This is a genomic window from Sphingobium sp. FW306-1B-F04DB, assembly GCF_058781925.1.
In genome coordinates this window covers 47,835-58,481 of the sequence record NZ_JBYSXE010000022.1, presented here as the reverse complement: position 1 = coordinate 58,481, position 10,647 = coordinate 47,835, and the positions used below count along the sequence as shown (strand labels likewise).

At 66.4% G+C, this 10,647-nt stretch carries 12 protein-coding genes and 1 pseudogene; 5 read left to right on the top strand and 8 right to left on the bottom strand.

Annotated features, from left to right (window positions below):
* The 5 genes and pseudogenes from AC3WJD_RS11705 to AC3WJD_RS11685 form a co-directional block, all read left to right on the top strand.
* Positions 1 to 649 (top strand): annotated as a pseudogene (locus AC3WJD_RS11705) (ATP-binding protein); the annotation flags it as partial.
* Between the two features lie 9 nt (positions 650 to 658).
* The gene (locus AC3WJD_RS11700; protein WP_492746814.1) at positions 659 to 919 is read left to right on the top strand and encodes a hypothetical protein; all 261 of its coding nucleotides are present in this window, start codon (positions 659 to 661) and stop codon (positions 917 to 919) included.
* A 190-nt stretch (positions 920 to 1,109) separates the two neighbouring features.
* On the top strand, positions 1,110 to 1,925 hold the full coding sequence (locus tag AC3WJD_RS11695) for a ferredoxin--NADP reductase (RefSeq protein ID WP_492746813.1): 816 nt from the start codon (positions 1,110 to 1,112) through the stop codon (positions 1,923 to 1,925).
* Positions 1,926 to 1,988: 63 nt separating this feature from the next.
* Entirely contained in the window at positions 1,989 to 3,425 is a 1,437-nt protein-coding gene (locus AC3WJD_RS11690; protein ID WP_492746812.1) for an ABC transporter substrate-binding protein, read from the top strand.
* 44 nt (positions 3,426 to 3,469) lie between these two features.
* Entirely contained in the window at positions 3,470 to 3,892 is a 423-nt protein-coding gene (locus AC3WJD_RS11685) for a DUF4112 domain-containing protein (RefSeq protein ID WP_492746811.1), read from the top strand.
* On the opposite strand, the gene AC3WJD_RS11680 is transcribed toward AC3WJD_RS11685, so the two are convergent.
* The 8 genes from AC3WJD_RS11680 to AC3WJD_RS11645 all read right to left on the bottom strand — a co-directional run bounded on the left by AC3WJD_RS11680 (position 3,889) and on the right by AC3WJD_RS11645 (position 10,521).
* Entirely contained in the window at positions 3,889 to 4,602 is a 714-nt protein-coding gene (locus AC3WJD_RS11680) for a ribonuclease T2 family protein (protein WP_492746810.1), read from the bottom strand. The genes AC3WJD_RS11685 and AC3WJD_RS11680 overlap by 4 nt on opposite strands.
* Positions 4,595 to 5,440 (bottom strand): carboxylating nicotinate-nucleotide diphosphorylase, encoded by an 846-nt coding sequence (nadC, locus tag AC3WJD_RS11675; protein ID WP_492746809.1) that lies wholly within the window; start codon positions 5,438 to 5,440, stop codon positions 4,595 to 4,597. The genes AC3WJD_RS11680 and nadC overlap by 8 nt, the downstream gene beginning before the upstream one ends.
* A gap of 111 nt (positions 5,441 to 5,551) precedes the next feature.
* Positions 5,552 to 6,559, bottom strand: coding sequence for a quinolinate synthase NadA (gene nadA, locus AC3WJD_RS11670; protein WP_492746808.1), 1,008 nt, complete (start codon positions 6,557 to 6,559; stop codon positions 5,552 to 5,554).
* 5 nt (positions 6,560 to 6,564) lie between these two features.
* A complete protein-coding gene (locus AC3WJD_RS11665) occupies positions 6,565 to 7,191 on the bottom strand; it encodes a DUF4230 domain-containing protein (protein ID WP_492746807.1) in 627 nt (208 codons plus the stop codon).
* Positions 7,188 to 8,060: an MBL fold metallo-hydrolase gene (locus tag AC3WJD_RS11660; RefSeq protein ID WP_492746805.1), complete on the bottom strand. Its 873-nt coding sequence runs from the start codon at positions 8,058 to 8,060 to the stop codon at positions 7,188 to 7,190. The genes AC3WJD_RS11665 and AC3WJD_RS11660 overlap by 4 nt, the downstream gene beginning before the upstream one ends.
* Before the next feature lie 79 nt (positions 8,061 to 8,139).
* Positions 8,140 to 8,562 carry a hypothetical protein gene (locus AC3WJD_RS11655; RefSeq protein ID WP_492746804.1) on the bottom strand — a complete coding sequence of 141 codons (423 nt, stop codon included), beginning with the start codon at positions 8,560 to 8,562 and terminating at the stop codon, positions 8,140 to 8,142.
* Between the two features lie 22 nt (positions 8,563 to 8,584).
* Positions 8,585 to 10,156 carry a M56 family metallopeptidase gene (locus AC3WJD_RS11650; RefSeq protein WP_492746803.1) on the bottom strand — a complete coding sequence of 524 codons (1,572 nt, stop codon included), beginning with the start codon at positions 10,154 to 10,156 and terminating at the stop codon, positions 8,585 to 8,587.
* Entirely contained in the window at positions 10,153 to 10,521 is a 369-nt protein-coding gene (locus AC3WJD_RS11645; RefSeq protein ID WP_492746802.1) for a BlaI/MecI/CopY family transcriptional regulator, read from the bottom strand. The genes AC3WJD_RS11650 and AC3WJD_RS11645 overlap by 4 nt, the downstream gene beginning before the upstream one ends.
* Between the last annotated feature and the right edge of the window lie 126 nt (positions 10,522 to 10,647).

Sequence of the window (10,647 nt, the reverse complement as noted above, 5' to 3'; positions counted from 1 at the left end):
CCCGCCACCCCCGCCGCCGCGCGTCACGTCGGAGGATCTGATCCGTTCGATCGCGCGCCCCATCCTCGCGCCTGCAACGCCGGCCCCGGCAGGGCCGCAGATGGAGGAAGGCGAGCGCGCCGCGATCATCGCGACGGTGCTTGCCGAGATCGTCGCCGATCCCGATGCGACCTATCGTACCGCCGCGGTGCTCTTTCAGGATTTCGGGCTGCGCTGCCGCATGCGCCAGCTAGGCGACGCGGGCCTCGACCTCGCGCAGTTCCGCAAGCGGCTCGCAATGGCCCGCGCGGGCATCTTCGACGAGGGTGACGAGAGCTGGGCCGAGGCGCTCGAACTGGCGAACCAGCTGCCCGAAGACATGCTCGGCGCCTTCCTGCTGATCGCGCGCGCCGCCAAGGAAGGGCTCCCCTGCCCCTCCGACACCGAGCTTGCCGAGGTCTATGGCACGCGCTCGCCGGGCCGTGTCCGCCGCCTGCTCAGCTATATCGAATCCCGCGGCCTGCTCGTTGCGCGCGTCGATCTTTCGGGCAAGCGCACGCTGACGCTGCCCAATCTGGGCTGGACCACCGCGCCTGCGATCCCCGAGGTCGACCAGCCTCCTGTATCGGCGCCGTTGCGGGGCAATGCCGATATGGGCTCGCTGCTCTAGGACCGCGCCGTGGATTTCGACGCGCTGCTCCGTCATTATTTCGGCACCGACGATCTCGACAACGTGTCGGAAGAGGCGCTGGCGCGCGGGCATGAGGCGCTTGCCATCGACTTCGGCACCGAACGCGACCCCGGCCGGCGCTTCGCGCTGTGGGCGCTGATGCACATGCTCGGCACCGCGCCGGCACCCGACGAGGCCTTTGAAAGCGACGCCGAGCGCGATGCCGCCTGGCGCTTCCTTCGGCTGAGCGACCGGGCGGGCGGCGACTAGAGCACTATTGCGAACCAATCGCATTAATGATTGCACGCCGATATGGATCGGTCTATGGGCGCCCAAACAATTCTTACGTTGATCCTTCCCGGAGAGGCTGTATCGACGGCGCCCTCGGAGCCTGCCCGGCGTCGATCGCGAAGGCGTGCCGGGATTACGCTGTTTTTGACCAATTGAGAGTGTTTGAGGAATGAGCGACCGTAACGCCGGTGCACAGTTGATCGCACCTTCGGCCAGCCTGTCCGTCGAGGAAGTGGTGAGCGTGCGTCACTGGAACGAGCATCTGTTCAGCTTCACGATTACGCGCCCCGCGAGCTTCCGCTTCCGCTCGGGCGAGTTCGTGATGCTCGGCCTGCCCGCCGACGGGCGCCCGTTGCTGCGCGCCTATTCGATCGCCAGCCCGGCCTATGCCGAGGAACTCGAAATCCTGTCGATCAAGGTGCCCGACGGCCCGCTGACGTCGCAGCTCCAGCTGATCCAGCCGGGCGACCAGCTTTTCCTCGGCCGCAAGCCGACGGGCACGCTCGTCGCCGACGCGCTGCTCCCCGGCAAGCGGCTGTTCCTGCTCTCGACGGGCACGGGCCTTGCGCCCTTCCTCTCGATCATCCGCGACCCCGAGATCTACGATCGCTTCAACCAGATCGTGCTTGTCCATAGCGTGCGCCGCGTGTCCGACCTTGCGTTCCGCGACGAACTCGAGGCGCAGCTGGCGGGCGATCCGCTCGTGCAGGACCAGGCGCTGCTCCAGTTCACCTATGTGCCGACGGTGACGCGCGAGGAGTTCCGCACGACCGGGCGCATCGAGACGCTGATCGAGAACGGCAAGATCTTCGAGGGCCCGCTCGCGGGCCCCAAGCAGTTCGATCCCGAGACCGATCGCGTGATGCTGTGCGGCAGCATGGCGATGATCAAGGAGACCGCGGCGATGCTCGACGAGCGCGGCTTTACCGAGGGCTCGAACAACAATCCGGGCCAGTACGTCATCGAGCGCGCCTTCGTCGGCTGATCCAGGACGGGTTCGGTATGTTACGGGGTTGGCAGGAAAGTCCTGCCAACCTAGACCCGTTGCGTGACGAGACGCGCCCTCCTTTCCGTTCTTGCCAGCTTGGCGCTCGCGGCCTGTGGCGGCGGGAATTCGGATGGCCCCGTCAGCGTCGTCGCGATCGGACCTGAGCCCGCGCTCGATACCAGCGACGCCACGCCCTCTGCGGTGCTTCGGCTCGCAACAGCGCAGGGGCTCGTCGCCTTCGACGCCGCGGGGCAGATCGAACCGGGGCTCGCGGAGCGCTGGATCGTCTCGGATGACGGCCGCAGCTACATCTTCAGGCTGCGCCGCGCCGAATGGCGCGAGGGCCGGCCGATCGTCGCAAGCGATCTGGCGCGCGCACTGCGCCGGCTCGTCGCGCCCAATGCCGGGCATCGGCTTTCCCGCCTGTTCGCAGCGGTCGATGCGATCATCCCGGTGACCGAGAACATCCTGGAGATCCGCCTGAAGCATCCTCGCCCGCAATTTCTGGCACTGCTCGCGCAGCCCGAAATGGCGCTGCTGTCGAGCAAGTCGGGTGGTGGCCCATTCCGGCTGGCCGAGCACCGCGGTGCCGTGGCGCTGCTCAGTCCGATCGTCGATCCCGAAGAGCCGGCCACCGCGCAGGCGCGCTACCCCGTACGGTTGCGCGGAGAACGCGCGACAGCTGCGGTCGCGCGCTATGATCGCGAACTGGCCGACCTGGTACTCGGCGGCCGCATCGCCGACCTGCCCTATGCGCGCGTGATCAATCCGCCCAATGCGCAACTCCGCTTCGATCCGGCACCGGGTCTGTTCGGGCTTGCGGTGGTTGCGAGCGACGGTTTCCTCGCTACCGCCGAAAACCGCGCCGCGATCGCGATGGCGATCGACCGTTCAGCCCTGGTCCGTGCCTTCGACGTGCCCGGCTGGAGACCCGTCGAGACGATCGTACCCGCGCAATTCGATCTCGCCGCGCCGCCCGCGCAGCCCGACTGGGCGTTGCTCGACCGCGATGAGCGCCTCGCGATCGCACGCGCGCGCGTCGCAGCATGGCGCGGAAACAATGCCGCCTTTCCACGGCTGCGGATGGCGCTGCCCGCCGGCGCGGGCAGCCGGCTGCTGTTCGCGCGGCTGGCGATGGACCTTGGCCGGATCGGTATCATCGCCGAGCGCGTCGCCGAAGATGCCGGCGCCGATCTGCGGCTGATCGACGAAGTGGCGCCCAATGACAGCGCGACCTGGTACCTGACGCGGCTGTCCTGCGCCCACCGCCTGCCCTGCGGCGAGACCGGCGATACCGCACTCGCCGAATCGCGCACCGCGTTCAGCCTGGCCGAACGGTCGGTCAAGCTGAGCGCAGCCGACGCGGCCTATTCGGTCAACGCGCCTTTCATCCCGATCGCGAGCCCGGTGCGCTGGTCGCTCGTGCGGCCGCGTCTGCAGGGTTTCCGCCCCAATGCGCGCGCGGCCCACCCGCTCAACCACTTGCTGAAGGAATAGCGCGCCCCATATTCGGATCTGGACCCCTTTGGAGCCATCGACGAATGCGTGTTTCCCCCGATCAGTTCGAAGCCATTGCCGGCGCGCTGCCCGCTATGGGGCGCGACCCTGCCTCGGTACGCAAGCGCGTCGAGGCGATGGAGGCGCTGCTTGAACGGCTCTTCGTGATTCCCGGCTTGAACCGGCCCGTGGGACTCGATTCGATCGTGGGCCTCGTGCCCGTGGTCGGCGACGTGGTTACTGCGGCGATGGGCGCGTGGCTCGTCTGGGAAGCGCGCAACCTCGGCATGTCCAAATTCCAGATTACGCGCATGGCCGCCAATGTCGGCATCGACACGCTGCTGGGCGCGATCCCGCTGGTGGGCGATGCCTTCGACTTTTTCTATCGATCGAACTCGCGCAACCTGAAGATCATCAGGAAGCACCTCGACAAGCATCACCCCGGAACGGTGATCATCGACGGTTAACCGCCGCGTTCGATCCGCAGTTTCGCACCCGCCGGTAACCCGCCCTGATGTGCCGGGCAGCGCGCGGGCTTCCGGTTGCGATCGAGGCACAGCCAGATTTCGTCCAGATAGCCGCGACGCGTGGCGGTGACGCGCATCATGTCGGCGCGCAGGCCCGGATTGGCCGTGGCAAATGCGGCGGCGAACTGGCCCGCAGTCAGGTTCGGGCGCCGCGCCAGTGCGGCCATGTCGGGATAACGGATGCGCGCATAGAGCGTGCGCGCCTCGGCGAAATAGCGTTCGGGGCGCGTCGTCATGCAGGTGCCGTGCTTGGCCCATTCGAGCTGGATCAGCTGCGCCGAGGGTGTCGCGCACAGATTGTCCCGGATGACGCGCGGCGAGAGGATCTGCGCGGACTTGCAATATTGCGGCCATTCCTTGCCATGGCCATCGGGCCACAGGCCATGCAGCGTGAAGCCGAAACGGTTGGCGCCGCCGCACTGGAAGCGGTCGCGCGCGCTGCTGCGCTTGCCGCGGCAATATTCGGGCGACCAGCTGAGCGCGAGCGTATAGCTGCCAATCGGGATGTCGCGCTTGGGCTGGTCGGCGGTCGGTCCGTCCGGACGCGGCCGCTCCGGACCCGCGGACGGCGTGCATGTGAGCGCCTGCGCATGCGCGACGGCGGGCAGCAGCGAAGCCAGGCCCGCAAGCGCCAGCAGCGCCTCACGCATTGGCGAAGTCGAGGCCGATATCCGCCGCGGGCGCCGACTGGGTGAGCCGCCCGACCGAAATATAGGTCACCCCCGTTTCGGCAATCGCACGGATCGTGTCGAGCCGGACACCCCCCGATGCCTCGGTAGGCACGCGTCCCCCGACCAGCCGCACCGCACCGCGCAGCGTCGGCGGGTCCATATTGTCGAGCAGCAGGTGTGTCGCCCCTGCAGCCAGCGCTGGCTCGACCTGATCGACACGGTCGACCTCGACGATGATGCGTTCTATCCTGGCGTCCCTGGCGCGGCGCACCGCCTCAGCCACGCCGCCCGCAACCGCTACATGATTGTCCTTGATCATCGCCGCGTCCCACAACCCCATGCGGTGATTGGTCGCGCCGCCCATGCGCGTCGCATATTTCTCGATCACACGAAGCCCCGGGATGGTCTTGCGCGTGTCGAGCAGGGTTGCCCCCGTCCCCGCGATCTTGTCGACATATTGCCGTGTCATCGTCGCGATGCCTGTCAGGTGCTGGACGGTATTGAGCGCTGAGCGTTCGGCGGTGAGCATCGCGCGCGCCTTGCCCCGGAGCCGCATCAGATCGCTGCCCGCCGAAACGCGATCGCCGTCCTGTACCAGCAGCTCGATCTCGACCGCCGGATCGAGGCGCCGGAAAAAGGCGACCGCGATCGGCAGGCCCGCAACGGTCACCGCCTCGCGGCTGTCCATCACGCCATCGAACATGGCGTCGGCGGGAATGACGGCCTCGGAGGTGATGTCACCGGCCGTGCCAAGGTCCTCTGCCAGCGTCGCGGTGACGAAGGCATCGAGGTCGAAATCGGGCAGAGAGAAGGACATGGCCCCTCCCCTAGCCGCCATGTCATTCCCGCGAAAGCGGGAATCCAGACGATGCCAGCGGCCGATCCGGAGACTGTATGGATTCCCGCTTTCGCGGGAATGACAGTGAAGCTAATCGCCGGTCACCCGCGCGCCGAGGTCGCCCATGCCGACCGTCGACGATGCCATCGCCAGCATCCGGTCGAGCGACTTCTTCGCCTGCAGGCGGACCTCTTCATCCAGCTCGATCCGCGGCTCGAGGTCGCGCAGCGCGATGTAGAGCTTCTCCATCGTGTTGAGCGCCATATAGGGGCAGATGTTGCAGTTGCAGTTGCCGTCCGCACCGGGCGCGCCGATGAAGGTCTTTTCGGGCACCGCCTTTTCCATCTGGTGGATGATGTGCGGCTCGGTGGCGACGATCACCACGTCATGCGGCGTCGTCTTGGCGAATTCGAGGATCGCGCTGGTCGAGCCGACCATGTCGGCGTGATCGAGCACGTGCGGTGGGCATTCGGGGTGCGCCGCGACGGGCGCGCCGGGATGCTGCGCCTTGAGCTTGAGCAGCTCGGTTTCCGAGAAGGCCTCATGGACGATGCACACGCCCGGCCAGAGCAGCATCTCGCGCCCGAACTTGCGCGACAGATAGCCGCCGAGATGCTTGTCGGGGCCGAAGATGATCTTCTGCTCCTTGGGAATCTGGCTCAGGATCTTCTCGGCCGAAGAGCTCGTGACGATGATGTCGCTCAATGCCTTAACCTCGGCCGAGCAGTTGATGTAGGTCAGCGCGATATGATCGGGATGCGCCTCGCGGAACGCCCTGAACTTGTCGGGCGGGCATGAATCCTCGAGACTGCAGCCCGCATCCATGTCGGGCAGCACCACGGTCTTCTGAGGCGAGAGGATTTTCGCGGTTTCGGCCATGAAGCGCACGCCACAAAAGGCGATAACGTCTGCCGACGTCTCCGCGGCCTTGCGCGAAAGATCGAGGCTGTCCCCGACGAAATCGGCAAGATCCTGAATCTCGGGCGTCTGGTAATAATGCGCGAGAATGACGGCGTGGCGCTCCTTGCGCAGGCGGTCGATCTCCGACCTCAGATCGAGCCCTGTCAGGCTTCCACCGATACCGTTGCGTGCATCCATCTTGCTTAACTCCCGGATTCCTCGTCGCCGAAGCGCGCTACGACCGTGGCCTCTACGCCCGCGGCCCTCAAAGGCATAGAAAAACTGTTGGCGATGGCGCGGCGCGTGGCATCGCGTGCGAGCTTCATCGGCACCGCCTCGCGCGCCTGCCGCATGAGCTCGTCCTGGCCCGCCTTGCGGTTGGCGGTGTCGAGCACCTTTTCCGCGTCGGTCAGCGCCAGCAGGATTCCGCCGCCATCATACTCCTGGATCGCGCGCATATCCACCTGCGGCCCCGCGATCTCGACGGGCGGAAGCGTGACGGTGAGCGTCCTTGTCGCCTCGTCCCAAGCCACGTCACGTTGCTGCAGCTTCGACAGGTCCACCTCGTAACGGACCATGCCCGGCATGATAAGCGTCTTCTTCGCGCTCAGCCCGAAACGGCTCTGCTCGGAGGTGACAACAGCGACGAAGCGCGCCGCGAACGCCGAGAGCCGGTTCTGCTCGCGCAACCCCTGAAGGCTCGACGCTGCGATCGTCTCGACATCGCCCTGCCAGCGCTTTTCCCAGGTTCGCTGCATCAGCAGCAGCGCGCCAAGCCCCAGCGCGACTGCGAAGGCAATCGCGATCAGCCACTTGCCCAGTGGTTTCATGCCGCAACCAGCTCCCAGCCATCCTGATGCTCGCGAACCACGCCACGGTCACGCAGGTCGATGAGGTGCGCGAGCACCGAACGCCCCGCAGCCCCCGTAAGGCGCGGGTCGAGACCCTTGTACATGTGCGAGACCATCACGGGGATCTCGCCGGCGCCCTTGCCCAGCAACCGCAATATCTGCCCCTCGCGCTGCTTGCGGTGGCCGAGCAGTCCGCGCACGAAGCGCTGCGGGCGCTCGATCGGATCGCCATGCGCGGGATAATAGATCCGGTCCCCCTCGCGTCCCATCAGCAGTTCGAGGCTCGCCATATAGGCGGCCATGTCGCCATCGGGGGGCGAAACCACACTGGTCGACCAGGCCATGACGTGATCGCCCGTGAATAGCGCGCCTTCCTCGACAAGCGCGATGCAGAGATGGTTTGAAGTGTGCCCGGGCGTGGCAACCGCCCGAAGCGTCCAGCCCTCGCCTGCAATAGCTTCGCCATCGGCGAGTATGCGGTCCGGGGCATAGCCCCGGTCGAATGCCTCGTCGGCGCGCGGACCATTGTCGTCGAGCACCAGCGGCGCGCAGCCGACGATCTCGGCGCCCGTCGCTTGCTTCAGTGGGCGAGAGGCCGGGCTGTGATCGCGATGCGTATGCGTGCAGGTGATGAAGCCGATCTCTTCACCTGCCGTCGCGCGCAGGATCGCCTCGATATGGCGCGGATCGTCGGGACCGGGGTCGATCACCGCGACACGGCCACGGCCGACGATATAGGTCTGGGTGCCGCTATATGTGTAGGGGGACGGATTGGGCGCGAGCACGCGGCGCACCAGCGGCGTCAGTTTCATCGCCTCGCCCGTCGGGAACTCGTTCATGCCCCTCATGTGGCATGTTCCTGTGCAGAAACAAGATCGGGCGGAACCTCCTGCAAGGTTCCGCCCGACCGGATCGGCCCGTGGACCTTCAGTTCTTCGGCGTACGTTCGGCTTTCAGCCGCGCGATCTCGGCGTCGAGCGTTGCGAGCGCCTTGGCCCGATGCTCCTCGCTCAGCCCCTGTTCCTCGGCCAGCTCGCCGCGCGCCTTTTCGAGTGCGGTAAGCGTATCCGCGTCGGCCTTGCCGCAGATCATGATCCGCGTGCGCTGCTTCTTGCCCTCTGTCTCGGTCTGGACGTCGGTCTGGACTTCCTGACCCTCGGCCTTGCACCTGGCCATCGCAGCGTCGACATGCGCGTCGTCAACGACCTTGCCGCCATCACCGCGCTTGACGATCACCACGCGCTTTTCGACCTTGGCTTCCTCATGGCCTTCGTGCGCCATGACGATTGCGGGCAAGGCCGCCAGCACGACCGTCGCCAGGCTCCGCATCGCCAGTTCCACCACCTTCATACTTCACTCCCTCCCAATGGTCTCAATTCTCGTCACGGTGACGGAGTCGCGTGATCTGCGCGTCGATCGACACAAGCACCTGCTTGCGGTGCTCGGCGTCGAAGCCTTGCGCCGCGGCGATGCTTTCACGCGCCGAGGTTAGTGCCTCGAGCTGACTGGCTCGAATGTGGGCGGCATCGATCTGCGGCACGCATATCCGCACCATCGAAAACTCCTGCTTCTTGCCGTTGATCACGTTGGTGCGCGTCTCGACCGTGCGCTCGGGCTTGTCCTTCTCCTTGCACTGGGCGCCCGTCATACGCACGATCTTGATGCGCGGCTGGTCGTGCAGTGCCTCGGCCGCAAGCCGATGTGCCTCGCGCGCTTCGCGCATCGCCTCGCGGCGCGCCTTGTCGGCCTCGCGCATCGCCTCGTCGACCTCCTGCTGCCATTCCTGGTCATGCCAGACGAAGCGCGGCACGGGAGGCGTCGCGGGAACAGGCGGCACCGGAGGGACCGGAACCGCGATTGCCGGTTCCGCTGGGGCAGCAGCTGCAGCGGGAGCCGCGGGCGCTGCCGGTGCAGCGGGCGCCTCGGGTACCGGGGCGGGCTCGGGCGCGACGACCGACGGGGGCAGCGGCACGACGCCAACCTGCAGCATCGCGGTCTTTTCGACCACGGCGTGACGCAGCGTGGTTTCCATCTCGCGCGTCGTCTCTGCCGCGATGCCACCTGACGCCGTCAGCGCAAGTCCGCCGCCGACCAGCGCCACCGCGAGCGCACGCCCCGCGACCGTTCGCTCATGCATGTCGCGCATCATCCGCAGCCGCGTCTTGAGCTGGTTGCGCGGATTGAGCGCACATGCGGCAACGGGAGTGCGGCGGCAGGCCGACTTGACCAGCGCCGAACCGTAGGAATGGCGCTCGTCGGCGGTTGCCCCGGCCAGCACGATCGCGTCGCACGCCAGTTCCTGATCGGCGCGATAGGCGCGCCAGGCGCGGTGCGCGATCGGATTGAACCAGTGCAGCGACAGCATCGCGAGCGCGAGATAGTTGAACGACAGGTCGCCGCGCTTGTGATGCGCCCATTCATGCGTCAGCGCGAGGCGCAGTTCGTCGGCGCTGTAGCGATGCCGGTAATCGAAGGGCAGCACGATGCGCGGCATGAAGATGCCCGTGGCAAACGGCCCGTCGACCGCCTCGCTCGCGCAAACCTCGATCCCCGCGCGGTCGAATTCGGGAAGTTGCGTCGCACGCTTGAGCGCATTGCCGACGAAGCGGCGATAGGCGACGAGGTGCCAACCGAAATAGCAGAGCGCGCCGGTGAGCCAGACCGCGAGCAGCAGCGTACCCCAGGCGATGCCGCTTTCGGGCGTGACCGGCGCCGCCTCGACGGCCTCGATCATCGAGAAATCGACGATCACGGGCAACTGCGCGATCGGCGCGGGGCCGACCGACTCGGGCAGCGGTGGCAACACCATCCGAAGCGCCGGGAGCAGCCAGAGCAGATAGGCGGTGCGTGCACCAAGCATGCGAGCGACATGCCCGCGGACCAGAAGGACGAGGACCATGAGGATGGTCGTCGCGACGAGCGTTTCCACGATCCATGCGGTCATGACTTGAGCGCCTTCAAAAGGGCTTCGATCTCGGCGATGTCTTCGTCGCTGAGCTCATCGCGATCGGCGAGATGCGCCACCAGCGGTGAGACTCGGCCACCGAACAGCCTGTCGACAAGCTTGCGCGATTCGACCGCGACATAGTCCTCGCGCGCAACCGTGGGGCGGTAGAGATAGCGCCGGCCGTCCTCCTCATGGGCCAGAACACCCTTGCCAAGCAGCCGCGATAGCATGGTCTTGACGGTCCGATCACTCCAGCCGCGCGCCGGGTCGATACGCTCATGCACCTCGCTGGCGGTGAGCGGGGCTTCGTCCCACAGCACCTCCATCACCGCATGTTCCGCTTCGCTGATACGCTCGTTCATCGGCGCTACTCCCCTTGTCCGATCACTTCACGATTACAGTCGTAATCCATTTACGACTACAAGTGTAGTCATAAAATCGCTGAACCGCAGATGAATGGCTTCGGACTGATCATCTGCAACCGTTCA

Excerpts from the sequence above, each read along its gene's own strand:
- AC3WJD_RS11695 (WP_492746813.1), top strand. The coding sequence starts at position 1,110 with ATGAGCGACCGTAACGCCGGTGCACAGTTGATCGCACCTTCGGCCAGC.
- AC3WJD_RS11685 (WP_492746811.1), top strand. The coding sequence starts at position 3,470 with ATGCGTGTTTCCCCCGATCAGTTCGAAGCCATTGCCGGCGCGCTGCCC.
- AC3WJD_RS11680 (WP_492746810.1), bottom strand. The coding sequence starts at position 4,602 with ATGCGTGAGGCGCTGCTGGCGCTTGCGGGCCTGGCTTCGCTGCTGCCC.
- nadC (WP_492746809.1), bottom strand. The coding sequence starts at position 5,440 with ATGTCCTTCTCTCTGCCCGATTTCGACCTCGATGCCTTCGTCACCGCG.
- nadA (WP_492746808.1), bottom strand. The coding sequence starts at position 6,559 with ATGGATGCACGCAACGGTATCGGTGGAAGCCTGACAGGGCTCGATCTG.
- AC3WJD_RS11665 (WP_492746807.1), bottom strand. The coding sequence starts at position 7,191 with ATGAAACCACTGGGCAAGTGGCTGATCGCGATTGCCTTCGCAGTCGCG.
- AC3WJD_RS11660 (WP_492746805.1), bottom strand. The coding sequence starts at position 8,060 with ATGAGGGGCATGAACGAGTTCCCGACGGGCGAGGCGATGAAACTGACG.
- AC3WJD_RS11655 (WP_492746804.1), bottom strand. The coding sequence starts at position 8,562 with ATGAAGGTGGTGGAACTGGCGATGCGGAGCCTGGCGACGGTCGTGCTG.
- AC3WJD_RS11650 (WP_492746803.1), bottom strand. The coding sequence starts at position 10,156 with ATGACCGCATGGATCGTGGAAACGCTCGTCGCGACGACCATCCTCATG.
- AC3WJD_RS11645 (WP_492746802.1), bottom strand. The coding sequence starts at position 10,521 with ATGAACGAGCGTATCAGCGAAGCGGAACATGCGGTGATGGAGGTGCTG.